20 protein-coding genes are annotated in these 23,429 nt (G+C 72.6%); 13 read left to right on the top strand and 7 right to left on the bottom strand.

Going from position 1 to position 23,429, the window contains the following annotated elements; all coding sequences use genetic code 11:
- Positions 1-302 precede the first annotated feature (302 nt).
- The 3 genes from ACZ60Q_RS02060 to ACZ60Q_RS02050 all read left to right on the top strand — a co-directional run bounded on the left by ACZ60Q_RS02060 (position 303) and on the right by ACZ60Q_RS02050 (position 2,256).
- Positions 303-1,160 (top strand): class-II aminoacyl-tRNA synthetase family protein, encoded by an 858-nt coding sequence (locus tag ACZ60Q_RS02060; protein WP_469626993.1) that lies wholly within the window; start codon positions 303-305, stop codon positions 1,158-1,160.
- A gap of 168 nt (positions 1,161-1,328) precedes the next feature.
- Positions 1,329-1,580 (top strand): acyl carrier protein, encoded by a 252-nt coding sequence (locus tag ACZ60Q_RS02055; RefSeq protein WP_469626990.1) that lies wholly within the window; start codon positions 1,329-1,331, stop codon positions 1,578-1,580.
- 10 nt (positions 1,581-1,590) lie between these two features.
- Positions 1,591-2,256, top strand: a complete 666-nt coding sequence (locus ACZ60Q_RS02050) for a 4'-phosphopantetheinyl transferase family protein (protein ID WP_469626987.1) — start codon at positions 1,591-1,593, stop codon at positions 2,254-2,256.
- Here ACZ60Q_RS02050 and ACZ60Q_RS02045 read toward each other — a convergent pair.
- Entirely contained in the window at positions 2,222-2,833 is a 612-nt protein-coding gene (locus ACZ60Q_RS02045) for a TetR family transcriptional regulator (protein ID WP_469627982.1), read from the bottom strand. The two genes, ACZ60Q_RS02050 and ACZ60Q_RS02045, sit on opposite strands and share 35 nt — an antisense overlap.
- 266 nt (positions 2,834-3,099) lie before the next feature.
- Here ACZ60Q_RS02045 and ACZ60Q_RS02040 point away from each other — a divergent pair, with 266 nt between their 5' ends.
- The 4 genes from ACZ60Q_RS02040 to ACZ60Q_RS02025 all read left to right on the top strand — a co-directional run bounded on the left by ACZ60Q_RS02040 (position 3,100) and on the right by ACZ60Q_RS02025 (position 7,222).
- Positions 3,100-4,413, top strand: coding sequence for a glycosyltransferase family 4 protein (locus tag ACZ60Q_RS02040; RefSeq protein ID WP_469626984.1), 1,314 nt, complete (start codon positions 3,100-3,102; stop codon positions 4,411-4,413).
- 70 nt (positions 4,414-4,483) lie between these two features.
- A complete protein-coding gene (locus ACZ60Q_RS02035) occupies positions 4,484-5,215 on the top strand; it encodes a class I SAM-dependent methyltransferase (RefSeq protein WP_469626981.1) in 732 nt (243 codons plus the stop codon).
- Complete coding sequence (locus tag ACZ60Q_RS02030) at positions 5,212-6,285, top strand: prenyltransferase/squalene oxidase repeat-containing protein (RefSeq protein ID WP_469626976.1); 1,074 nt, start codon at positions 5,212-5,214, stop codon at positions 6,283-6,285. The genes ACZ60Q_RS02035 and ACZ60Q_RS02030 overlap by 4 nt, the downstream gene beginning before the upstream one ends.
- A gap of 157 nt (positions 6,286-6,442) precedes the next feature.
- Positions 6,443-7,222, top strand: a complete 780-nt coding sequence (locus ACZ60Q_RS02025) for a maleylpyruvate isomerase family mycothiol-dependent enzyme (RefSeq protein ID WP_469626973.1) — start codon at positions 6,443-6,445, stop codon at positions 7,220-7,222.
- Between the two features lie 23 nt (positions 7,223-7,245).
- Here ACZ60Q_RS02025 and ACZ60Q_RS02020 read toward each other — a convergent pair whose 3' ends face one another.
- The 5 genes from ACZ60Q_RS02020 to ACZ60Q_RS02000 form a co-directional block, all read right to left on the bottom strand.
- Positions 7,246-8,256 (bottom strand): LLM class F420-dependent oxidoreductase, encoded by a 1,011-nt coding sequence (locus ACZ60Q_RS02020; protein WP_469626971.1) that lies wholly within the window; start codon positions 8,254-8,256, stop codon positions 7,246-7,248.
- Positions 8,257-8,367: 111 nt separating this feature from the next.
- Positions 8,368-9,225: a DUF5336 domain-containing protein gene (locus tag ACZ60Q_RS02015; RefSeq protein WP_469626969.1), complete on the bottom strand. Its 858-nt coding sequence runs from the start codon at positions 9,223-9,225 to the stop codon at positions 8,368-8,370.
- 166 nt (positions 9,226-9,391) lie between these two features.
- A complete protein-coding gene (locus ACZ60Q_RS02010; RefSeq protein WP_469626966.1) occupies positions 9,392-10,360 on the bottom strand; it encodes an N-acetylmuramoyl-L-alanine amidase in 969 nt (322 codons plus the stop codon).
- A 35-nt stretch (positions 10,361-10,395) separates the two neighbouring features.
- A complete protein-coding gene (locus ACZ60Q_RS02005; protein ID WP_469627979.1) occupies positions 10,396-10,983 on the bottom strand; it encodes a class I SAM-dependent methyltransferase in 588 nt (195 codons plus the stop codon).
- A 241-nt stretch (positions 10,984-11,224) separates the two neighbouring features.
- Positions 11,225-12,817, bottom strand: a complete 1,593-nt coding sequence (locus ACZ60Q_RS02000) for an MFS transporter (protein WP_469626963.1) — start codon at positions 12,815-12,817, stop codon at positions 11,225-11,227.
- Positions 12,818-12,992: 175 nt separating this feature from the next.
- On the opposite strand from ACZ60Q_RS02000, the gene ACZ60Q_RS01995 reads away from it, so the two are divergent.
- Complete coding sequence (locus ACZ60Q_RS01995) at positions 12,993-15,395, top strand: acyl-CoA dehydrogenase family protein (RefSeq protein ID WP_469626960.1); 2,403 nt, start codon at positions 12,993-12,995, stop codon at positions 15,393-15,395.
- 43 nt (positions 15,396-15,438) lie between these two features.
- On the top strand, positions 15,439-16,632 hold the full coding sequence (locus tag ACZ60Q_RS01990; RefSeq protein WP_469626957.1) for a lipid-transfer protein: 1,194 nt from the start codon (positions 15,439-15,441) through the stop codon (positions 16,630-16,632).
- Positions 16,633-16,727: 95 nt separating this feature from the next.
- Here the strand turns inward: ACZ60Q_RS01990 and ACZ60Q_RS01985 are convergent, their stop codons facing one another.
- Entirely contained in the window at positions 16,728-18,509 is a 1,782-nt protein-coding gene (locus ACZ60Q_RS01985; protein ID WP_469626954.1) for a BCCT family transporter, read from the bottom strand.
- A 115-nt stretch (positions 18,510-18,624) separates the two neighbouring features.
- On the opposite strand from ACZ60Q_RS01985, the gene ACZ60Q_RS01980 reads away from it, so the two are divergent.
- The 4 genes from ACZ60Q_RS01980 to ACZ60Q_RS01965 all read left to right on the top strand — a co-directional run bounded on the left by ACZ60Q_RS01980 (position 18,625) and on the right by ACZ60Q_RS01965 (position 23,342).
- A complete protein-coding gene (locus ACZ60Q_RS01980) occupies positions 18,625-20,100 on the top strand; it encodes an MFS transporter (protein ID WP_469626952.1) in 1,476 nt (491 codons plus the stop codon).
- A gap of 280 nt (positions 20,101-20,380) precedes the next feature.
- Positions 20,381-21,235 carry a MaoC/PaaZ C-terminal domain-containing protein gene (locus ACZ60Q_RS01975; RefSeq protein WP_469626950.1) on the top strand — a complete coding sequence of 285 codons (855 nt, stop codon included), beginning with the start codon at positions 20,381-20,383 and terminating at the stop codon, positions 21,233-21,235.
- 48 nt (positions 21,236-21,283) lie between these two features.
- The gene (locus tag ACZ60Q_RS01970; protein ID WP_469626948.1) at positions 21,284-22,360 is read left to right on the top strand and encodes a Zn-dependent alcohol dehydrogenase; all 1,077 of its coding nucleotides are present in this window, start codon (positions 21,284-21,286) and stop codon (positions 22,358-22,360) included.
- 34 nt (positions 22,361-22,394) lie between these two features.
- Entirely contained in the window at positions 22,395-23,342 is a 948-nt protein-coding gene (locus tag ACZ60Q_RS01965) for a 3-oxoacyl-ACP reductase (RefSeq protein ID WP_469626945.1), read from the top strand.
- Positions 23,343-23,429 lie beyond the last annotated feature (87 nt).

Genomic DNA, 23,429 nt, shown 5'->3' with positions numbered 1-23,429 from the left:
ATTGGTCCAGACCGCCCGGGCTGTCAAGTGCCATCCACATATGGGTATATGGGGTGCCGTCCTGTACCCCGCGGCCACGGAATGGATACCTGCCGTTCGGTATCTTTGGTCTAGACAACAGGCGAGTGGCAGGCCTAATGTCCAACTGCGCGGTTCGGTGCGTGACGGGGCGTCAACCCGTTTTCCCGCCCGTCCCCCGGCCGGTCACGGACCTGTCCGGGGCCGCCGACGCCACGGCGATGTGGTCCGTACGCCCGAGGGGTGTCCCGATTGCCGGCCCACACCGAGAAAGACGCGGTTTCATGAACACATCCAGCATCACGGACCTGCCGGGTATCACGCTGAAGAGTCCCGGTGCCGGGCTGATCACGCTGGACCCGGTCCGCACCGCACTGCTGCGGGGCCTGGACGACCTGCTGACCGGCCTCGCGGCGCGGCTCGCCGCCCCCGAGGTCGTGGGGCCGCCCCTGCTGTCCGTCGACGGACTGGCGCGGCTCGACTTCTTCCGCAACTTTCCCCATCTCGGCGTGTCCGCCGGACGGTTCGGCCCGGAGGCGCTCGACGGCCTGGCCTCCGGCGGCTCGCCCCAGGACCTGCCGCTGCGCCCGACCGGCCATGTGCTGCCGTCCGCGACCTGCTACGGGCTGCTGCTCTCCCTGGAGGGCGAGGACGTCGGCGAGAACGGGCTGCGGCTCTCGGCGGTCGGCCGCTGCTTCCGCAACGAGACCCACTACGACGGCCTGCGTCGCCTGTGGGGGTTTCACATGCGTGAGGTGATCTACCTCGGCACCAAGGACGGAGCCACCGAACACCAGGAACGCGGCGGGGAGTTCGTCCAGGAGGTGGCCGGACGGCTCGGTCTGACCCTGACCCGGGCGGCGGCCGACGACCCGTTCTACGACAACGGGGGATCGCGGGCCCGCCTGATGGCACTGGACCCGGTGAAGTACGAGTACAGCGCCCCCGACGGCACGGCCATCGCCTCCGTCAACCGGCACCGCAACTTCTTCGGCGAGCGGCTCGGCATCCGGGCCGGCTCGCACGGTCCCGCGTACAGCTCCTGTGTCGCCTTCGGCATGGAGCGCTGGGTGCACGCGATGCTCCTTGAGCACGGCACCGCCGAGCAGGCCCTGGAGCGGCTCCGCGCCGCCGGTTCCTGAGCGGCTTCGCGCCGCCGGTCTCCGAGCGGCTTCGCGCCGCCGGTTCCTGATCCGGTCTTCACCCCCGCCGTTCTCCACTCCCGGCCGTCACTTCGAACAGAAGTAACCCGAATAGAAGTACCCCGAACAGAAGCAGCCAGAACAGAAGCAAGAGGAGCGTTTTCTCTCATGGAACGTGTCGTAGCGTGGCTCAACGAGAAGAATCCCGGCCTCGACGGCCCGATCGGCTTCGAGGAGGACCTCATCGAGGCCCGCCTCATCGACTCGATGGACTTCCTGGAGTTCATCGACCTCCTGGAGGAGATCTCGGGCAGCGGCATCGATCTGCAGGAAGTCACCATCGACGACTTCCGCACCCTCGCCCGCGTCAAGGAGCGCTTCCTCGGCTCCGCGGTCCTGGCGGAGGCGCCGGCCGGGTGAGCCCGGGCCGGTGACCCCTCTCCCGCCGCCCCCCGAGCGGGGCGCGGCCACCGTGGCGCTGGTGGCCACCACCGCGGAGGTGCTGGCGCACCCGGAGCTCGACGAGCGTCTGCTCGCCCCGTGGGAGCGGCTGCGGCTCGCGGGGATCCGCGTGCCGGCCCGGCGTGACGACGTGGTGGCGGCCCGCCTGCTGCTGCGGCTGTGCGCCTCCCGGGTCACCGGTCTGCCGCCGGGCGAGGTGGAGCCGGCCCAGCGCTGCCCCGGGTGCGGGCGGGACGGGCACGGCCGGCCGTATCTCCCGGACCATCCCGTGCTGGGCGCCGGCTTCAGCCACGCCGACGGCCTGGTCGCGGCCGCGGTCGGCGTGGGCCCGGTCGGTATCGATGTGGAGCCCCTGACGCGCCGGCCGGGCCCTCTGTCCGTACTGCGGCGGATGCTGCCGGCGGACGAGGTGGACGCCGCCTGTGCCGAGCCGGACCCCGGCCCGGCGCTGCTGCGGTTGTGGGTCCGGCGGGAGGCGCAGTTCAAGGCCGGGCGGGACGATGTCCCGCTGGCCGAGTGGACCGACCACCGCCGTGCGGCCGTGGTCGCACTCGCGGGCGCCGACGCGTCGACGGCCCGCCCCGTCGACGCGCCGCTCCTCAGCTCCGGCGCGGCTCGGCCGTCAGGTCGATGAGACGGCAGACCGTCTCGATGTCGATCTTCACCTGGGCGATCGAGGCCCGGCCCGACAGCCAGGTGATCAGTGCCGAGTGCCAGGTGTGCTCGATGACCCGGACCGCGGAGAGCTGCTCCGGGGTCGGGTGCTCCAGGCCCATCGCGTCCAGGATGATCGCCGTGGTGAGCCGGGAGACGGTGTCCACCTCGGGGCTCACGCTGCGGTCCGCGAAGGTGAGGGCGCGGACCATGGCATCCGCGAGGTGCGGTTCGCGCTGAAGGGCGCGGAAGGCGCGCATCAGCGTCTCGGCCACCCGCTGGGCCGCGTCGTCGCCGGCCGGCGGGCGTTTGCGGAGCGTGGTGTGCATGTGCTGGAGCTGGTCCTGCATGGTCGCGACCAGCAGATGGATCTTGGACGGGAAATAGCGGTAGAGGGTGCCCAGCGCGACCCCGGCGGCCTCGGCCACCTCCCGCATCTGCACCGCCTCGAACCCGCCCCGGCCGGCCAGTTGGGCGCTGGCGTGCAGGATGCGGCGGCGACGGGCCTCCTGGCGCTCGGTGAGCGGAGGCGCTGCCGGTCTGGCGTCCGCGATCATGCTGTCCCCGATCCACGATCCGTGATCCATGGCTTGATCCCGCACCCGGACGGACGAAGCGGCCGGGCCGGGCGCGCACAGCATGCCAGGGCGTCCGTCGTGGCGCGAATCACCCGATCCGGCCCTCACGCCGACGCTACCTGCCGGTAGATTCGACGCACGTCGAACGATCAAGTATGCGACTTGTTCTATCAAGTCTGAAACTTGTTCTAGATTAGCGCGACCGGTTACGCTCCGGCGAACACGCAGTAAGAAGGGGGCCGAGTGTGACCGCTGAGGCCATAGAGACAGGCCCCCGCACGGGCGACGGCACCACCACCGGGACCGGCGACCGGCCGTTGCGCATCGCACTCCTCACCTACAAGGGCAATCCGTTCTGCGGCGGCCAGGGCGTGTACGTCCGCCACCTCGGCAGGGAGCTCGCCCGCCTCGGCCACAGCGTCGAGGTGATCGGCGCGCAGCCCTACCCGGTGCTCGACGAGGGCGTTCCGCTCACCGAGCTGCCCAGCCTCGATCTCTACCGCCAGCCCGACCCCTTCCGCACCCCGAAGCGCGGCGAGTACCGCGACTGGATCGACCTGGCCGAGGTCGCCACCATGTGGACCGGCGGCTTTCCCGAACCGCTCACTTTCAGCCTGCGCGCCCGACGTCATCTGCTGGCGCGGCGTGGCGAGTTCGACGTCGTCCACGACAACCAGACCCTCGGGTACGGACTCCTCGGCGACCTCGGGGCCCCGCTCGTGACGACGATCCACCACCCCATCACCGTGGACCGCAGGCTCGACCTGGCGGCCGCCGCCGACCGCCGCCGCCGCGCCTCCGTACGCCGTTGGTACGCCTTCACCCGCATGCAGAAGCGGGTCGCCCGCAGGCTGGACACCGTCCTCACCGTCTCCGGCTCCTCCCGGGACGAGATCGTCGAGGACCTCGGCGTACGCGCGGACCGGATCAGTGTCGTCCACATCGGCGCCGACACCGACCTGTGGTCCCCCGACCCCTCCGTCCCCGAGGTGCCCGGCCGCATCGTCACCACCTCCAGCGCCGACGTCCCGCTCAAGGGCCTCGTCCACCTCGTCGACGCGCTCGCCAAGCTCCGCACCGAGAACCCCGCGGCCCACCTCGTCGTCGTCGGCAAACGCGCCGAGAACGGCCCGGTCGCCCGCGCGATCGAGCGGCACGGGCTCGCGGACGCCGTCGAGTTCGTCAAGGGCATCAGCGACGCCGAGCTGGTCGACCTGGTGCGCGGCGCCCAGGTCTCCTGTGTGCCCTCGCTGTACGAGGGGTTCTCACTGCCCGCCGCCGAGGCCATGGCCACCGGCACCCCGCTGGTCGCGACCACCGGAGGCGCGATCCCCGAGGTCTCCGGCCGCGACGGGGAGACCTGCCTCGCCGTGCGGCCCGGCGACGCGGACGCGCTGGCCGGGGCGCTGGCCCGGCTGCTGGAGCGCCCGGAGCTGCGCGCCCGGCTCGGCGCGGCGGGCCGCGAGCGGGTGCTGGCCAACTTCACCTGGGCCAGGGCGGCCGCCGGAACGGCCGAGCTGTACCGTCAGGCGATCATCGCCCGCGGAGTCCGCGGATGACCGCGCGCCCCCGGGCGACCGCGGACCCGATCGTCGCAACCCGTACCTCCGACCTCGAAGGCAGGCCCCCGTGCTGACCGTCGACTTCACCCGCTTCCCGCTCGCCGCCGGCGACCGGGTGCTCGACCTGGGCTGCGGTGCCGGCCGGCATGCCTTCGAGTGCTACCGGCGCGGCGCGCAGGTCGTCGCGCTCGACCGGAACGGCGAGGAGATCCGCGAGGTCGCCAAGTGGTTCGCCGCGATGAAGGAGGCCGGGGAGGCCCCCGAGGGCGCCACCGCCACCGCGATGGAGGGCGACGCCCTCAACCTGCCCTTCCCCGACGACTCCTTCGACGTCGTGATCATCTCCGAGGTCATGGAGCACATCCCGGACGACAAGGGCCTCCTCGCCGAGATGGTCCGGGTGCTCAGGCCGGGCGGCCGGATAGCCATCACCGTCCCGCGCTACGGCCCCGAGAAGATCTGCTGGACCCTCTCCGACGCCTACCACGAGGTCGAGGGCGGCCACATCCGCATCTACAAGGCGGACCAGCTCCTCGCCCGGATCCGCGAGGCCGGACTCAAGCCGTACGGCACCCACCACGCCCACGCCCTGCACGCGCCGTACTGGTGGCTCAAGTGCGCCTTCGGCGTGGACAACGACCAGGCGCTGCCGGTGCGGGCGTACCACAAACTGCTGGTCTGGGACATCATGAAGAAGCCGCTCGCCACCCGGGTCGCCGAGCAGCTGCTCAACCCGGTCGTCGGCAAGAGCTTCGTCGCCTACGCCACCAAGCCGCACCTTCCGAAGGCCGAGGCGTGAGCACCCCCGAACAGACCGAACACCTCGTACTGCCGGGCGTCCTGACGGCGGCCCAGGCCACCGAGACGGTCGCCGCGATCGCCGCCGTGCAGCGGGAGGACGGCGCGCTGCCCTGGTTCCGGGGCCATCACCTCGACCCGTGGGACCACACCGAGTCCGCGATGGCCCTGGACGCGGCCGGCGAGCACGAGGCCGCGGCCCGCGCCTACGACTGGCTCGCCCGCAACCAGAACACCGACGGCTCCTGGTACGCCGCCTACCACGACGGCGATCCGCGGCAGCCGACCGACCGGGGACTGGAGAGCAACTTCTGCGCGTACGTGGCCGTCGGCGTCTGGCACCACTACCTGGCCACGGGCGACGACGCGTTCGTCGACCGGATGTGGCCCACGGTCTTCGCGGCCGTCGAATTCGTCCTCGGGCTCCAGCAGCCCGGTGGGCAGATCGGCTGGAAGCGGGAGCCCGACGGAACGCCCGTCAACGACGCGCTGCTGACCGGCTCCTCCTCGATCCACCAGGCGCTGCGCTGCGCGCTGGCCATCGCCGAGCGCCGCGAGGAGCCGCAGCCCGACTGGGAGTTGGCGACCGGTGCGCTGGCCCACGCGATCCGCGGTCACCCCGAGCGCTTCCTCGACAAGAGCCGCTACTCGATGGACTGGTACTACCCGGTCCTCGGCGGCGCGGTCACCGGCGCCGAGGCCACCGCCCGCATCCAGGAGGGCTGGGACCGCTTCGTCGTTCCCGGTCTCGGGGTGCGCTGTGTGCTGCCCAACCCCTGGGTGACCGGCGGCGAGAGCTGCGAACTCGCCCTGGCCCTCTGGATGACGGGGGAGTCGGACCGGGCGCTGGAGATCCTCCAGTCCGTCCAGCACCTGCGCGCCGAGGGCGGGCTGTACTGGACGGGGTACGTCTTCGAGGGCAACCGGGCCTTCTGGCCCGAGGAGCTCACCACCTGGACGGCGGGCTCGCTGCTGCTCGCGGTGGCCGCGCTCGGAGGGGACGAGGCGACCACCGCGGTCTTCGGTGGCGAACGGCTGCCGGTCGGCCTGGAGCTGGACTGCTGCCGCTGAACACGCCCTGGAGCTGAACTGCTTCCTGAACGTGTTCTGGGAGACATGGAACTCTGGTTGCCGCTCCACGCGGGGTGAAACCCGGACGGCCCGCACCGGGTGGCGACCGGCGGAGATCGGGTGATCAACCCGGGCTCCGCCGGTTAAGGTGCGCCGCATGACCTCTCTCTCCCATGAACGTTACTGCGACGAGATACTGGCCCAGACCGACGCCCTGCGCGCGGTGCTGACCGGCGCCGACCTCACCGCGACCGTCCCCACCTGTCCCGACTGGACCCTGCGGGAGCTGGCCGTGCACGTCGGCGGCGCGCACCGCTGGGTCGGCGAGATCGTCCGCACCCGCGCGGCCGAGGAGATCCCCGAGGACACGGTGCCCGGCGCCGGGGGCCCGGACGGCGATGACCCGGCCGCGCTGGACGCCTGGCTCGCCGAGGGGGCCGTGGCCGCCGTCGCCGCGCTGCGGGAGGCGGGGCCGGACGCCGAGGTGTGGACCTGGGCGTGGGAGCGGCGGGCGGCCTTCTGGGCTCGGCGTGTGACGCACGAGACGGCTGTGCACCGGGCGGACGCCGCGCTCGCCGCCCGCGTCCCGTACACGGTCGACGCCGACGTGGCCGCCGACACCATCGAGGAATGGCTGCGCATCGTCTCCTTCTCCCAGGAGGACGGCGACCCGGAGGCGGCCGAACTGTGCGGAGGCGGGCGCTCGTTGCATCTGCACGCCACCGACGTGCCCGGTGCGGAGTGGCTGATCGAGTTCGGCGAGGACCGCTTCACCTGGCGGCACGCGCACGACAAGGCCACGGTCGCGCTGCGCGGACCGCTCACCGACCTGATGCTCGTCTTCAACCGCCGGCTGGAGCCGACGAGTCCACGGGTCGAGGTGCTCGGTGACGCCGCGCTGCTGGACTTCTGGCTGGACCGGTCCTCGTTCGGCTGAGCCGAGAGGGTCGCGGACAGCTCTCAGCTGTTCAGCTCCGCCAGGACCCGCAGCGTGTGCGGGTCCGGGGCGGTGACCAGCAGATCCGTCACCGGACCCGTGCGCCACAGCTCCAGCCGCTCCGCGATGCGGGCGCGCGGCCCGATCAGGGAGATCTCGTCGGCGAACGCGTCGGGCACCGCCCGCACCGCCTCCTCCTTGCGGCCCTGGAGGAACAGCTCCTGGATCAGCCGGGCCTCCTCCTCGAACCCCATGCGGGCCATCAGGTCGGCGTGGAAGTTGCGGGTCGCGTGTCCCATCCCGCCGATGTAGAAGCCGAGCATCGCCTTCACCGGCCACAGGCCCTCGGCCACGTCGTCGCAGACGTGCGCGCGGGTCATCGGCGCGATCATGAATCCGTCCCGGAGTCCGGTGAGCGAGGCCCCGTAGACGTCCGTGCGCAGCGGCGACCAGTACAACGGCAGCCAGCCGTCCGCGATCTCAGCCGTCTGCGCGATGTTCTTCGGGCCCTCCGCGCCCAGCAGAACGGGGAGCGAGGCCCGCAGCGGATGCGTGATCGGCTTCAGCGGCTTGCCGAGCCCGGTGGCGTCCGGGCCGGTGTACGGGTGGGAGTGAAAGCGGCCCGCCAGCTCGACCGGAGCCTGCCGTGCCAGCACCTGCCGGATCACCTCGACGTACTCGCGGGTCGCGGTCAGCGGGCTCCTGGGGAACGGCCGTCCGTACCACCCCTCCACCACCTGCGGCCCGGACAGGCCGAGGCCGAGCAGCATCCGGCCGCCGGAGAGATGGTCCAGGGTCAGCGCGTGCATGGCCGTCGCGGTGGGGGTGCGGGCCGCCATCTGGACGATGCCGGTGCCCAGCCGGATCCGGGAGGTGTGGGCGGCGATCCAGGTCAGCGGCGTGAACGCGTCCGACCCCCAGGCCTCCGCCGTCCACACCGAGTCGTAGCCGAGCCGCTCGGCCTCCTGGACCAGGGCGAGTTGGCCGGGGTCGGGGCCGCGGCCCCAGTATCCGAGCGCGAGTCCGAGCCGCATGCCGCTCCCTCCCACCGCAGGTGACGAAGTGTCAGATCTGGTCGCCGGGTTGGACTGTACGACAACGGCCCCCCGCCCGGAAGGGCGAGGGGCCGCGGTGTGCGTACGGGATCAGCCGCGCTGGATGCCCGTGGTGTCCTGGAGGACACCACGACGGCCGTCCTGCGTCTGGGCGATGAGGCTCTGGCCGCGCTGCTCCACCGCGAGGTACCACGTGCCCGGCGCCAGCTCGGCGATCGGGTTCGGCGAACCGTCCTCGCCGTACAGTGGGCGGGCCACCGGAACGGCGAACCAGAACGGGGTGAAGTCGCCCGCGGGGGCCGCGCCGCCCTGTGAAGGCTGCTGGGCCTGGGGATGTTGCGCCTGCGCCGGGTCGGCCTGGGCGGGCTGACCCTGCTGCGGAGCGCCGGGGTAGCCGTAGCCCTGGCTCTGCTGGGCGCCGTACGGCGACTGCTGCTGGCCGGCCGGGAAGCCGTAGCCCTGGCCGGGGCCCGCACCGTACGGGGCCTGCCCGGCCCCTACGCCCTGCGCCGGGCGGTCCGCGCTGAGCAGCGGGGCCTTGAGCGCGGGGACCAGCGGACCGGCGATGGCGCCCGCCGCGAGTACGAAGGTGGCCAGCAGGCCGAGAATCAGGCCGGCCCCGGCGCTGTTGACGTCGAGCATCGTCCAGAAGGCGGTCCACAGCGCGAAGACGGTGAGCGCCGCACCGAACTGGCCGAGGTCGAGCCCGACGACCTTGCGGCCCGGCATGGTCCGACCGACGACCACCAGCGCCGCACCGATGACGCCGGCGATGAAGACGCTCATCAGGAGCCCGAGCGAGTCCCAGGCGTTCGGGCTGTCGAACCGGGAGCAGTCGACACCCTGCGGGCAGTCGTAGTTGGAGAAGTCGAGGAAAGAGGCGATGAACAGCACGACCGCTGCTCCGATCACCACGCCGTCGCCTCGAGTGAGGGATCGGATATTCACGTGAAGGTCCTTAGTCGGTCGTCTCGTCGGGGCGGTCGTCGCTGCCGCCGGTGCGGCTCGAGCTCGGGAGCGGCTCCCCATCGTACGGATGAATCTATCGTCTGCCCGGTCGGGTTGCGCCCGCGCCCGGATCATGAGCGGTTATCCCCCCAATATCACCGCAGAACTACCCCTTCAGGTAGCTGGTAATACCATCGGCCAGTCCCTGGGCCGCCTTCTGTCGCCAACTCGCGCTGGTGAGCAGGGCCGCGTCCTTCGGGTCACGCATATTGCCGCATTCGACGAACACCTTGGGCACGGTCGACAGATTCAGTCCGCCGAGATCATTACGCGTGTCCAGACCGGTATTTCCGCCGATGTAATTGGAGGGCGCGCTTCCGGTCGTACGGACGAAGTGTCCGGCGATCCTCGCGCCGAGATCGGCCGAACTCTTCACGATCTTCGAGGTATCGGCCCCGCCGCCCCTCACCCCGGCGGGCAGGATCACGTGGAAGCCCCGGTTGCCCACGGCCGACCCGTCGGCGTGCACCGAGACCACCGCGTCGGCCTTCGCCTCGTTCCCGATCCGGGCCCGCTCGTCGATGCACGGCCCGAACGGCCGGTCCGCGTCGTGCGTCAGCCGGACCCGGGCCCCCTCGGCCTCCAGCAGCGTGCGCAGCCGATGGGAAACGTCGAGGGTGAACCGGGCCTCCGGGTAGCCGTCGTCGGTGGACGTGCCGGTCGTGTCGCACTCCTTGCGGCCGGTGCCGATGTCGACCTGCTCGTTGATCTCCCGGGTGTGATCGCGGTTGCCCGGATTGTGCCCCGGGTCGATCACCACGGTCCGGCCGGTCAGCGGGCCCTTCGGCAGCGGCTTCCCGGAACCGGAACCGGAACCGGAACCGGAGCCTTCGCCGGATGCGGATCCGGAGGGCGAGGTCCCGGCGGAACCGGACGGCTCCGGCCGCTTCCCGGCCGGTGTCGGAGCCGTCGAGGAGGCGGCGTCCGCGCCGGACCGGGGCGAGGCCGCGCCGGCCCCCTCGGCTTGTGGACCGCCGCCGCATCCGGCGGCGGTCAGGCATACGGCGGCCAGCGCGGCGGCCACGGAAACGGGCCGGGCGCGGCGGGTGGGGGGAGGGCTGTCGTCGTACGGCACGCGGCGATGCTACCCACCCGGGCCGTCCGGGCGGCTCAGATCCCGACCCCCGTGCGGCGCAGCACACGCAGCGAGTCCGTCGCCGACACCTCGGTGAACGCCCCGGAGGCCAGCGCCCGGAGATAGATCCGGTACGGGGCTCGGCCGCCGTCGGCCGGGTCGGGGAACACGTCGTGGATCACCAGCAGCCCGCCATCGGCGACATGCGGGGCCCAGCCCTCGTAGTCGGCGTTCGCGTGCTCGTCGGTGTGGCCGCCGTCGACGAAGACGAGCCCGAGCGGTCCTCCCCACACGGCGGCGACCTGCGGGGAGCGCCCGACGAGCGCCACCACATGATCCTCCAGGCCGGCCCGGCGCAGGGTGCGGCGGAACGTCGGCAGGGTGTCCATCAGCCCGACCTCGGGGTCCACCACACTCGGGTCGTGGTACTTCCAGCCGGGCTGCTGCTCCTCGCTGCCCCGGTGGTGGTCGACGGTGAGCGCGCTCACCCCGGCTCGCCGCGCCGCGTCCGCGAGCAGGATGGCGGACCGCCCGCAGTACGTGCCCACCTCCAGCAGCGGCAGCCCGAGCGCGGCGGCCCCGGTGGCGGCGGCGTACAGGGCGAGACCCTCATGGACCGGCATGAAGCCCTTGGCGGCCTCGAACGCGGCGAGGATCTCCGGCCCGGGTCCCGCGGGTCCGGCGGGTCCTGCGGCGGGCGCGGGCGCGGAAGCGGCGGCGGACTCGGCGGTCACGGGGTTCCTCCAGGTGGGGCGGGGTGAGTGCGGAGCGGCGCCCCATCGTGCCGTACGTCCCCGCCGGGGGGATCGGCGGGGCCGTACGCGGGGTGAGCCCCCGTCCGGGCGGCCTCCGGCGGAACCGTGCTCAGCCGCCCGAACCGGCGACGTGCGCCGAGGCCGGGCCGGGGGCCGGAGCCGGGCCGGGACCCGCGGTCGGTCCGGCTCCGGCTCCGGTTCCGGCCCGGGAGGCTCGCGCGGCCTGCGCTGCCTGCGCGCCGCCGTCCGCACCGCTCGCCAGGAGCACCGGGTGCGCGGAGGGCCGCTGCGTGGGCAGGAAAGCCGCCAGCACCAGGCCGATCAGCACCGCGCCCATGGCGATCAGGAACGAGGTCCGGAACCCCTCCATGGACGGCACCTGGACCGAGCCCGTCGTCACGGAGGTGTCGGCCAGCACCATGCCGATGACGGCGCTCGACACCGAGGTGCCGATGGACCGCATCAGGGTGTTGAGGCCGTTGGCCGCGCCGGTCTCCGAGGGGTCGACGGCGCCGATGATCAGGGCGGGCAGCGAGGAGTAGGCGAGGCCGATCCCGGCGCCGAGCACCACCGCGATCAGCACGGTCTGCCAGGCGGCGTCGAGCAGCCCGAGCCCGGCCCCGTAACCGATCGCGATGACCAGCATGCCGAGCATCAGCGTGACCTTGGGGCCGCGGTGGGCCGAGATCCGGGCGTACAGCGGGGCGACGAACATCATCGTCACGCCGAGCGGGGCCACGCAGAGCCCGGCGACCACCATGGACTGCCCGAGGCCGTAACCGGTGGACGTGGGCAGTTGGAGCAGTTGCGGCAGGACCAGGGAGACCGCGTAGAAGGCGACCCCGACCATGATCGAGGCGAGGTTGGTGAGCAGTACCTCGCGGCGGGCGGTGGTCCGCAGGTCGACGAGCGGCGCCGGGGTGCGCAGTTCGAACAGGCCCCACAGCACCAGGGTCGCCACGGACGCGGCGAGCAGCCCGAGGGTCGGGGCCGACGTCCAGCCCCAGTCGCTGCCCTTGGTGACCGGCAGGAGGAGAAGGACCAGGCCGAGCGAGAGTCCGAGCGCGCCGATGACGTCGAACGTGCCGGGCGCGCGCAGCGGCGGTTCGGGGACGAGTGTGTACGTGAGCGCCATCGCGAGCACGCCGAGCCCGGCCGACCCGAGGAACAGCGCGTGCCAGTCGGCGTGCTGGGCGACCAGTGCGGCGGCGGGCAGCGCGAGCCCGCCGCCCACCCCGATCGAGGAGCTCATCAGGGCCATCGCCGAACCGAGTCTCTCGCGCGGCAGTTCGTCACGCATGATGCCGATGCCGAGCGGGATGGCGCCCATGGCGAAGCCCTGGAGCGCGCGGCCGGTGATCATGACGACCAGGTCGTCGGTGGACGCGCAGATCAGCGAGCCGACCACCATGACGGCGAGGGAGGCGAGCAGCATCCGCCGCTTCCCGTACAGGTCGCCGAGCCGCCCCATGATCGGGGTCGAGACGGCGCCCGCGAGCAGGGTGGCGGTCATCACCCAGGTGGCGTCGGCCGGGTCGGTGTTCAGCAGGACCGGCAGGTCCTTGATGACCGGCACGAGCAGGGTCTGCATCACCGCGACGGTGATGCCCGCGAAGGCGAGGACGGGCACGATGGGGCCGGAGCGCGCCTGCCGCGGCTCGGACAGCTCCCCGGTGTGCGGTATCTGTTCCGTCCCTCGCATACGTGGGGCCTCCGGGCAGCGTCGATCACCCGGGCTCCCCCCAAGTGCATGCATGGCGAACGCTTCCCGGCGGCACCCTATTCCGATCCGGATCCCACGCCCCCTGACCTTCCGTCAGATTGAAACGTGTTCTACTCTTGCGCCGTTCCAGTGGCCCCGACCGGCGAGGACTCGCATGGGCATCGGCACAGGCACAGGCATCGGCGTCGGTACCGGCATCGGTATCACCGACGAGCACCGCGCGCTGGCGCACTCCGTACGGGGCTGGCTGGCCCGCGCCGCACCACCCGGCGACGTACGCGAGCTCCTCGACGCGGGGAGCCCGGCCGCCCCCGGCGGGCGCCCGGCCCACTGGAAGGGGCTCGCCGCTCAGGGGCTCACCGGCATCCATCTGCCCGAGGCGTACGGCGGTGGTGGCGGGGACCTCCTCGACCTGGCCGTCGTCCTGGAGGAGGCCGCGTACGCCTCGCTGCCCGGCCCGTACCTCGCGACCGCGCTCACCTCCGCCGTGCTGCGCCACGCGGTGGCCGCCGGGGCCCGGGCGCTGGGCGGCCCGCTCCGGGAACTCGCCGCGGGGGACCGCACCGCCGCCCTCGCCCTCGCGCCCGGCACCCTCACCGCCACCCCCGCCGAGGGCGGCCACCGGCTCGACGGCACCGCCCCGCCCGCCCTGACCGCCGAGGCGGCCGACCTGCTCCTGCTGCCCGCCGCCACGCCCGACGGCGAGCGCTGGTTCCTCGTGGACGCCGGGACCGAGGGCCTCACCGTGCGCCCGCACCGCAGCGTCGACCCGACCAGGCCCACCGCCGAGGTGCGCGCCGACGCCGTCCACGTACCGGCACACCGGGCCGTGCCGGTGGCCGACCCGGAGCTTGTCGGCGACCTGGCGGCCGTCCTCCTCGCCGCCGACGCCTGCGGGACCGCCGCCCGGAGCCTGGACACCGCCGTCGCGCACGCCGGCGTCCGCGAGCAGTTCGGGCGGCCCATCGGGGCGTTCCAGGCGGTCAAGCACCTCTGTGCCGACATGCTCGTCCGCCTCGAGCAGGCCCGCGCCCTCACCTGGGACGCGGCCCGCGCCGCCGACGAGTCCGCCCGCGCCGCCGATGAGTCCGCCCGCGCCGCCGACGAGGCGGGGGCGGCGGGTTCCGGCGGCGGCGAACCCACCCGGTCCGACGACACCCCGTCCCATGGCACCCGGTCCCATGGCACCCGGTCCGACGGCACCCGGTCCGACGGCACTCCGTCTGACGGCACGGGGCCCGGGGTGCGGGGCCTCGCCGCCGCGCTCGCCGCCGCCACCGCACCCGAGGCCGCCTACACCTGCGCCAAGGACGCCATCCAGATACTCGGCGGCATCGGCTTCACCTGGGAGCACGACGCCCACCTCCAGCTGCGCCGGGCCGTCCTCGCCCGCCAGCTCCTCGGTGCCGCCGACACCCACCGGCTGCGCGCCGCCCGCCTCGCCGAGGCCGGAGCCCGCCGCGAACTCGCCCTGGAACTCCCCGCCGAGGCCGCCGGCCACCGAGCCGAGGCCCGCCCCCACCTCGCCGCCGCCCGGGGCCTGACACCGGCCGGTGCCCGCCGCGCCCTCGCCGCCACCGGCTACGCGGCCCCGCACCTCCCCGCCCCGTACGGACTGGACGCGGGCCCCGTGCGACAACTGGCGATCCAGCGGGAGTCGAGGGAACAGGGCATCCGCCTCAGCGACCTGTCCATCGCCACCTGGGTGGTGCCTTCCCTCATCACCCACGGAACCGAGGAACAGCGGGAGCGCTATCTGCCGGCCACCCTGCGCGGCGACCTCCAGTGGTGCCAGCTCTTCTCCGAACCCGGCGCAGGATCCGACCTCGCCGCGCTGCGCACCCGCGCGGTACGGACCGACGAGGGGTGGCGGATCACCGGGCAGAAGGTCTGGACGAGCGCGGCCCGCACCGCCGACCACGGCATCCTGCTGGCCCGCACCGACCCGGACGCCCCCAAGCACCGCGGACTCACCTACTTCCTGGTCGACATGAAGAACGCCGAAGGCATCGACATCCGCCCGCTCAAGGAGATCACCGGCGAGGCCCTCTTCAACGAGGTGTACTTCGACGACGTCCTGCTGCCCGCCGACGCCGTCGTCGGCGAGGTCGGCGGCGGCTGGCGGGTCGCCCGGGACACCCTGGGCAACGAACGCGTCCACATGGCCGACCAGATGACCTTCGACAGCGGGCTGGAAGCCCTGATCGCCCGCTCGGCCGGGCTGGACGAGGCGACCCGCACCCGGATCGGCGGGCTCGCCGCCGAGGCCCACGCGCTCGCCTGCGTCGGACTGCGCACCACGCTCCAGCAGGTCTCCGGCCGCGAACCGGGCGCCGGGGCCTCGGTCCGCAAACTCGTCCAGACGCTCCACCAGCAGAAGGTCGCCGAACTCACCCTCGAACTCCTCGGCCCGGACGGCGCGGTGGACGAACCGGCGGCGGCCGGGCGGGCCCTCCACGGCTTCCTGATGTCCCGCTGCCTGACCATCGCGGGCGGCACCACCCAGATCCAGCTCAACGTCGTCGCCGAACGGATACTCGGCCTCCCCCGGGACTGACCACAGAAGACCAAGAGGGCAAGAGGACAAGAGGAGTCGGACAATGAAGGCCTACATCGTCGGCGTCGGCATGACGAGGTTCGAGAAGCCCGAGACCCGCGACTGGCAGTACTGGGACATGGTCCGCGAGGCGGGCACAGCCGCCCTGGAGGACGCCGGGGTCCGCTACGACCAGGTCGAGCAGGTCCCCGTCGGCTACTGCTTCCAGGCCTCCACCGCCGGACAACGGGCCGTCTACGAACTGGGGCTGACCGGAGTCCCCGTCTACAACGTCAACAACAACTGCGCCACCGGCTCCACCGCCCTGATGCTGGCCCGGCAGTTCGTCGAGGGCGGCGGCAGCGACTGCGTCCTGGCCGTCGGCTTCGAGAAGATGGCCCGCGGTTCGCTCGGCAGCGGCGCGGACGGCGGCGGCGACTTCGCGACCTCGCCCGTCGCCCGGCACTACGGGATCATGGCCGCCGCCCACGGCTTCGAGATGTCCCCGCCCACCGCCCAGATCTTCGGCAACGCGGCCCGCGAGCACATGGAGCGGTACGGGACGACGCCCGCACAGCTCGCGGCGGTCGGGGCCAAGAACCACCGGCACTCGGTGAACAACCCGTACGCCCAGTTCCAGGACCCCTACACGGTCGAGGAGATCCTCGCCGCCCGCACCGTCCACCGCCCCCTCACCAAACTCCAGTGCTCGCCCACCTCCGACGGATCGGCGGCGGCCGTCGTCGTCTCCGAGCGGTTCGTCGAGCGGCACGGTCTGGGGGAGCGGGCGGTGGAGATCGCGGCCCAGGCCATGGTCACCGACACCGAGGCCTCCTTCGCCTCCGGCAGCTGTATCGACGCGGTCGGAGCCCCGATGTCCCGGGCCGCCGCCCAGCAGGTCTACACGGCCTCCGGCCTCGGCCCGGACGATCTCGACGTCATCGAACTGCACGACTGCTTCTCCGTCAACGAACTCCTCACCTACGAGGCGTTGGGCCTGTGCGGCGAGGGGGAGTCCGGCAAGCTCGTCGAGTCCGGGGCGACCACCTACGGCGGGCGGTGGGTCGTGAACCCGTCCGGCGGGCTGATCTCCAAGGGCCATCCGCTGGGCGCCACGGGGATCGCCCAGGCCGCCGAGCTGACCTGGCAACTGCGCGGGGAGGCCGGCGCCCGCCAGGTGCCCGGCGCACGGACCGCCCTCGCCCACAACATCGGCCTCGGCGGAGCGGCGGTGGTCACGCTGCTGCGGCGCGGCTGAGTCCGGGACCCCGTGCCCGCGCGCCCGCGCGTCGGTCCCGGCCCCTGCTGCCCGCGCGTGGGTCCCGGTCGCCGCGTCCGTCCCCGCGCCGCGCGTCAGCTGTCCCGCCCGGGGGGCCCGTCCTCGTCGTGGTGGTGGCTCTCCCCCTCCTGGTCGCCCTCGGCGTTCGTCGTGCGGGCCTCGGCCGCGCGACGCAGCTGGCGGTGGCGGGCCGCCGGCCGGTTGCCCAGCTCCTCGCCGACCATGACGCGCACCGCGTCCCGCATCCCGTGCAGGCCCTCGCTGCGCCCCGGGCCGGCGCCGGGATCCGTGCGCAGCTCCCGCAGCAGTGACCAGCAGAGGAAGAGCATCACCACGACGAAGGGCAGGGCCACCAGGATCGTCGCGCTCTGGAGGGACCCCAGCCCGCCGGCCACCAACAGCGCCGCCGCGACCGCCGCCATGAGGAGCCCCCAGGTGACGACGAGCCAGCGCCGCGGGTGCAGGGCGCCCCTGCTGGTCAGCGAACCCATGACCAGGGAGGCGGAGTCCGCGCTGGTGACGAAGTACATCATGATCAGGATCATCGCGACCCAGGCCGTCACCGTGCTGACCGGCAGGGCGTCGAGCATCGCGAACAGCGTCGCCTCCGTCCCCTCCTTCGCCTTCTCGGCCATGTCGACGACGCCCGTCTCGGCCAGGCGGATCCCGGTACCGCCGAGCACCACGAACCACAGGGCGGTCGCCCCGCTCGGCACGAGCAGCACGGCGAGGAGGAACTCGCGGATCGTGCGGCCCTTGGAGATCCGCGCGATGAAGGTGCCGACGAAGGGGGCCCAGGACAGCCACCAGGCCCAGTAGAAGATCGTCCAGGTGCCCAGCCAGCTCTCGTCGCCGAAGGCGCCGGTGCGCGAGGCCATCGGGAGGAGCTGGTCCAGATAGCCGCCGACCGAGGACGGCAGCACGTCCAGGAGGTAGACGGTCGGACCCGCGACGAAGACGAAGACCATGAGGGCCGCGGCGACGACGAGGTTGATCGAGCTGAGCCATTTCACCCCGCCGTGCAGGCCGGTGAAGGCGGAGACCACGAAAGCCGCGCTGAGCACGGCGATGATCACCAACTCGACGCCGGTGCTCTGGTCGAGGCCCGCCGTCAGGTCGAGCCCGATGGCGATCTGCAGAGCGCCGAGTCCCAGGCTCGTCGCGGTGCCGAAGACCGTGGCGAAGACGGCGAGCAGGTCCAGGACCCTGCCGAGGACGCCGTTGGCCCTGCGTTTGCCGAGGAGGGGCACGAACACGGCGCTCAACCGGTTGCCCCGGCCCTTGCGGAAGCTCGCGTAGCCCAGCGCCAGGCCCACGATCCCGTAGATCGCCCACGGAGTCAGGGTCCAGTGGAAGAAGGAGTACTCCATGGCGGCGCTCGCGGCACCCGCCGTCTGCGGCTCGGCCCCGCTGGAGGGCGGCGGGCTCAGATAGTGCGCGACGGGCTCCCCGACGCCGTAGAAGATCAGCCCGATGCCCATGCCGGCGCTGAACATCATGGCGATCCACGAGAAGTTCGAGAACTCCGGAGGGGAGTCGTCCCTGCTGAGCCGGATCCGGCCGTAACGGCTGAAGGCCAGCAGGAGGCACAGCACCAGGAAGACATCGGCGGCGATGACGAAGAGCCACGCGAAGTTGTCGAGCACCCAGGGCAGGGCCGCGTCCGACGCGCTCTCGAAGGTGTCCTTGCCCAAGGCCGCCCACAGGACGATCCCGATGACGCCCAGCACCCCGATCGTCACCACCACCCGGTCGGGTGAGGAGTCCATCCCGGGATCCATCCCGGGATCCGCACCGGAATCCGCGGTGCCGGGGGGAGACTGGCCAGGGGGCACGTGGGCGTTCTCCGTACTCATAGCGCACCACTATGGGGGGCGTATGTGGCGATATGGGGGATGTGCCACGCCGACGGTCGGTGTCCGGGATAGGGCTCCCGATACCCGATGTACGGGCCGCTCGCCGCCTGGGACCATGACCTCCATGCCTGACGTCTCCGCGCCCGTCTCCGCTCCGCCTGCCACTTCCCGAATACGTCCCAGCACCTGGGCCGTCGTGCTCGCCGCCTGTACCGGCCAGTTCCTCGTCGTCCTCGACGTCTCCGTCGTCAACGTGGCCCTGCCCTCCATGCGGGCCGACCTGGGGCTGAGCGCGGGGGGCCTCCAGTGGGTCGTCAACGCCTACTCGATCGCGTTCGCCGGGTTCATGCTCCTGGGCGGGCGGGCCGCCGACATCTACGGGCGCAAGCTGATGTTCCTCGTCGGGCTCGGCGTCTTCACCGCCGCCTCGCTCGCGGGCGGCCTCGCCCAGGAGGGCTGGCAGCTCCTCGCCGCCCGCGCCGTACAGGGCCTCGGGGCCGCCGTCCTGGCTCCCGCCACCCTCACCATTCTCACCGCGGCGGTGCCCGAAGGGCCGGCCCGGACGAAGGCGATCGGCACCTGGATGGCGGTCGGCGCCGGTGGCGGCGCGGCCGGCGGGCTCATCGGCGGGGGTCTCACCGACGCCCTCTCCTGGCGCTGGGTGCTTCTGATCAACGTGCCCATCGGCGCCCTCGTCCTGCTCGCCGCCGCCCTGCGGATCACCGAGGGCCGCGCGGGCGACCGCCGCCGCATCGACTTCCTGGGCGCGGTCCTGGTCACCGCGGGCCTCGCCGCCGTCGCGTACGGCATCGTCCAGACCGAGGCCGAGGGCTGGGTGGCCGCCGCCACCCTCGTGCCGCTGCTCTCCGGAGTCGTGCTGCTGGCCGCCTTCGTGCTGGTCGAGGCGCGGACCGCCGTCCCGCTGATCCCGCTGCGCGTGTTCTCGGTACGGGCCGTCTCCTCGGCCAATGTGTCGATGCTGCTCATGGGTTCGGCGACCTTCTCCATGTGGTACTTCATGACCGTGTACGCCCAGAACGTCCTGGGCTACACGCCGTTGCAGGCCGGTCTCGCGCTGATGCCGACCTCGGCCGCCGTCATCATCGGCTCCAAGCTGGCCCCCCGCCTCATGGTGCGCACCGGGGCGAAGAGCCTCGCCGTCGCCGGGGTCCTGATCACGGCCGCGGGCTTCGGCTGGCAGTCCACGATGGGCGTGGAGGGCTCCTACCTCACCGCGATCTGTCTGCCCGGCGTCCTGATGATGGCCGGGGCCGGTCTCGCCTCTACCCCGCTCGCCACCCTCGCCACCTCCGGCGCGGACCCGGGCGACGCCGGACTCGTCTCCGGCCTGGTCAACACCTCCCGCACCATGGGCGGTGCGCTGGGCCTCTCGGTGCTCTCCACGGTCGCCGCCGCGCGCACCGCGGGTTCCGGCGACGCGGTCGAGGTCACCGCCGGATACGCGCTGGCCTTCCGCACGGCGAGCGGGGTCCTGCTGGCCGGGGCGGTCGTGATGCTGATCTGGCTGCCGAACCATCGCAGGCCCCGCCCTCCGGCGGACCTCCCGGTCGAGGCCCCGACCGCGGGCTGACACGGGCTCCACCATGGGCGCCATGACGGGCGCCACTACGAGCTCCATGACATCGATCTGACGATACGTCAGCGGTCTTCCCAACTTCCGTGGCCTGCGTTATACATGGGCCATCGGCTAGAACGCGTTCTAGAAGGGGCGTGCCCTGCCGGTCACCGCGCGACCTCGGTGCGGCCGGCGGTGCGGACGGCCGCGCCGAGGTCTTCCCGCCATCAAGGACCACCAAGGGCCAGACCACCAAGGGCCAGACCACCAAGGACCATCAAGGAGCTGCTCCGTCATGCCCATTGATGCCCGGGCGGCACTCGCCGCCGAACCCCGCCGAGCCGAGATCGGCTGGGGCCACAAGGACGTCCAGCTCTACCATCTGGGTATCGGCGCGGGCAGCCCCGCCACCGACCCCGACGAACTGCGCTACACCCTGGAGTCCCGGCTCCAGGTGCTGCCGAGCTTCGCCACCGTCGCGGGCGCGGGCACGTCCGCCTTCGGCGCTATGGGGGCGCAGGGGATCGACGTGGACCTCGCCGCGGTCCTGCACGGCGGACAGTCCGTCACCGTCCACCGCCCGATTCCGGTGACCGGCAGCGCCGTGCAGACCTCGAAGGTCGCGGCGGTGTACGACAAGGGCAAGGCCGCCGTCATCGTGCTGCGTACCGAGGCGGGCGACGCCGACGGGCCGCTGTGGACCAACGACGCCCAGATCTTCGTACGGGGCGAGGGTGGTTTCGGCGGCGAACGCGGCCCCTCCGACCGGCTCGCCCCGCCGGAGCGGGCCCCCGACCGCACGGTCGAGCGGCCCGTCCGCGAGGACCAGGCGCTGCTCTACCGCCTCTCGGGGGACTGGAACCCGCTCCACGCCGACCCCGCCTTCGCGAAGCTGGCCGGCTTCGACCGGCCGATCCTGCACGGGCTGTGCACGTACGGCATGACGTTGAAGGCCGTCGCCGACACCCTGCTGGACGGTGATGTCTCCCGGATCACCGCCTATCGCACCCGTTTCGTCGGCGTGGTCTTCCCCGGCGAGACCCTCCGTATCCGGATGTGGACCGGGGATGGCCGTGTCCAGGTGACGGTCGCCGCCGCCGAGCGGGACGACGCGCCGGTCCTCGCCGACACGCTCGTCGAGCACTCCTGAGCACAGCAGAACCCAGATGTAGATGACGATGTGAGGGGAGCCGTACCCATGCGCGCAGCCGTACTGCACGAGATAGGCCAGGAGAAGCTCGAAGTCCTCGACGACGTCGAGGCGGTGGGCTTCGGCCCCGGAAAGGTCAAGCTCCGCATCCGCGCCACCGGCCTCTGCCACTCGGATGTCTCCGCGATGAGCGGCGTTCTCCCGCAGCCCGCCCCCTTCATCCCCGGCCACGAGGGCGCGGGCGAGGTCGTCGACGTCGGGGACGGGGTGACCGGGCTGAACGCCGGCGACCGGGTCCTCGTCTGCTGGCTGCCCGCCTGCGGGGACTGCCCGTCCTGCAAACGAGGTCAGACCCACCTGTGCCTCGCCGGTTTCATGAACGCGGGCACCCCGAACTTCAAGCGACCCGGCGGCGACGTCTTCGGCTTCGCGGGCACCGGCACCTTCACCGAGGAGGCCGTCGTCGGTGCGAGCTGCGCGGTGCCGATCCCCGACGACGTACCGTTCGAGATCGCCGCCCTGATCGGCTGCGGGGTCACCACCGGCCTCGGCGCGGCCATCAACACGGCGCAGGTGGAGGCCGGTTCGTCGGTCGCGGTGATCGGCTGCGGCGGCGTCGGCGTCTCCGCGATCCAGGGCGCCCGTGTCCGGGGCGCGGCCCAGATCATCGCCGTCGACCCGGTCGCCTCACGCCGTGAGGCCGCTCTGCGCTTCGGCGCGACGGAGGCCGTCGCCCCCGACGGGCTGGCCGACGCCAAGCAGCGGATCACCGGCGGCGAGGGCTTCGACTACGTCTTCGAGGTCGTAGGCAAGTCCGCCACCGCCCGCACCGCCTACGAGAACACCCGCCGCGGCGGCACCCTGTGCGTCGTCGGGGCCGGGGCCATGGACGACAACTTCCAGGTCAACATGTTCGAGCTGTTCTTCGACGAGAAGCGCATCCTGCCCTCCATGTACGGCGGCGGGGACGTCCTGCGCTCCTACGAGCGGGCCATCGCGCTCTGGCGGGCGGGCCGCATCGACCTGGAGTCGATGATCACCCACCGGGTCCGGCTGGACGGGATCAACGACGCCCTGGACCAGATGCGCACGGGCGAGTCGCTGCGCACCTGCATCGAGCTCTGAACCCGGCTCCCGACCAACGACGTTGAGGAATCCGATGTCACTTCCCCTTCCGCTGGACGGACTGTCCGCGATCGTCACCGGCGCGGGCCGCGGCCTCGGCCGGGCCGAAGCCCTCGAACTGGCACGCCTGGGCGCGGCCGTCGTCGTCAACGACTACGGGCAGCCCGGCCGCGACGGCTCCGGCGAAGCGTCCGCAGCCCCCGCCGAGGAGGTCGCCGCCGAGATCCGCGCGGCCGGCGGGCAGGCCGTCGCCCACCTCGGCGACGTCTCCGACCACGAACAGGCCCGCGCGCTGGTCGCGTTGGCGACCGCCACCTACGGCCGGCTCGACATCCTGGTCAACAACGCCGGCATCCTGCGCGACCGGATGGTCTTCTCGATGACCGAGGAGGAATGGGACTCGGTGATCCGCGTCCACCTCAAGGGCCACTTCAACACCACGCACTTCGCCGCCGCGCACTGGCGCGCCCGCTCCAAGGAGACCGGCGGGCCGGTCTACGGGCGGATCGTCAACACCTCCTCGGAGGCGTTCCTCGCGGGCTCGGCGGGCCAGCCCAACTACGCGGCGGCCAAGGGCGGCATCGTCGGCCTCACCACCTCCACCGCGCTCGCCCTCGCCAAGTACGGCGTCACCGCCAACGCCATCTGCCCGCGCGCCCGGACCCGGATGACCGAGGACGTGTTCGCGGGCTTCCAGGAACCGGCGGACGGGACCCTCGACCCGCTGGCCCCCGAGCACGTGTCCCCGCTCGTCGGCTATCTCGCCTCACCGGCGGCGGCCGGGGTCAACGGGCAGCTGCTCGTCGTCCACGGAGGGATGGTCGCCGTCGTCGAACGGCCGCGGGTGGCCGCCCAGTTCGATGCGACGAAGGAGACCTTCACCTTCGCGGAACTGGACGCGCTGCTCACCCCGTACTACGCGGACCGGCCCCGGAACGAGACCTTCGCCGCCGCCGAAGTCCTCGGACTGAAGCGGCGGTGAAACGGCGGTAGCGGCGGAGGTCCGCACGCGGAAGGGCCCGGCCGGCTGTCCGCCGGTCCGGGCCCTCCTTCCTGCGCCTGCCGAGCG

It is taken from the genome of Streptomyces sp. NPDC104313, from assembly GCF_055583985.1.
Note: the sequence above shows the minus strand (reverse complement) of the source record. Positions and strands in the feature narration are given on the sequence as shown.

Coding starts and splice junctions, on each gene's coding strand:
- ACZ60Q_RS02045 (WP_469627982.1), bottom strand. CDS start 2,833: ATGATCGCGGACGCCAGACCGGCAGCGCCTCCGCTCACCGAGCGCCAG.
- ACZ60Q_RS02020 (WP_469626971.1), bottom strand. CDS start 8,256: ATGCGGCTCGGACTCGCGCTCGGATACTGGGGCCGCGGCCCCGACCCC.
- ACZ60Q_RS01975 (WP_469626950.1), top strand. CDS start 20,381: ATGCCCATTGATGCCCGGGCGGCACTCGCCGCCGAACCCCGCCGAGCC.
- ACZ60Q_RS01970 (WP_469626948.1), top strand. CDS start 21,284: ATGCGCGCAGCCGTACTGCACGAGATAGGCCAGGAGAAGCTCGAAGTC.
- ACZ60Q_RS02055 (WP_469626990.1), top strand. CDS start 1,329: ATGGAACGTGTCGTAGCGTGGCTCAACGAGAAGAATCCCGGCCTCGAC.
- ACZ60Q_RS01965 (WP_469626945.1), top strand. CDS start 22,395: ATGTCACTTCCCCTTCCGCTGGACGGACTGTCCGCGATCGTCACCGGC.
- ACZ60Q_RS01995 (WP_469626960.1), top strand. CDS start 12,993: ATGGGCATCGGCACAGGCACAGGCATCGGCGTCGGTACCGGCATCGGT.
- ACZ60Q_RS02000 (WP_469626963.1), bottom strand. CDS start 12,817: ATGCGAGGGACGGAACAGATACCGCACACCGGGGAGCTGTCCGAGCCG.
- ACZ60Q_RS01990 (WP_469626957.1), top strand. CDS start 15,439: ATGAAGGCCTACATCGTCGGCGTCGGCATGACGAGGTTCGAGAAGCCC.
- ACZ60Q_RS01985 (WP_469626954.1), bottom strand. CDS start 18,509: ATGAGTACGGAGAACGCCCACGTGCCCCCTGGCCAGTCTCCCCCCGGC.
- ACZ60Q_RS01980 (WP_469626952.1), top strand. CDS start 18,625: ATGACCTCCATGCCTGACGTCTCCGCGCCCGTCTCCGCTCCGCCTGCC.
- ACZ60Q_RS02060 (WP_469626993.1), top strand. CDS start 303: ATGAACACATCCAGCATCACGGACCTGCCGGGTATCACGCTGAAGAGT.
- ACZ60Q_RS02025 (WP_469626973.1), top strand. CDS start 6,443: ATGACCTCTCTCTCCCATGAACGTTACTGCGACGAGATACTGGCCCAG.
- ACZ60Q_RS02005 (WP_469627979.1), bottom strand. CDS start 10,983: ATGCCGGTCCATGAGGGTCTCGCCCTGTACGCCGCCGCCACCGGGGCC.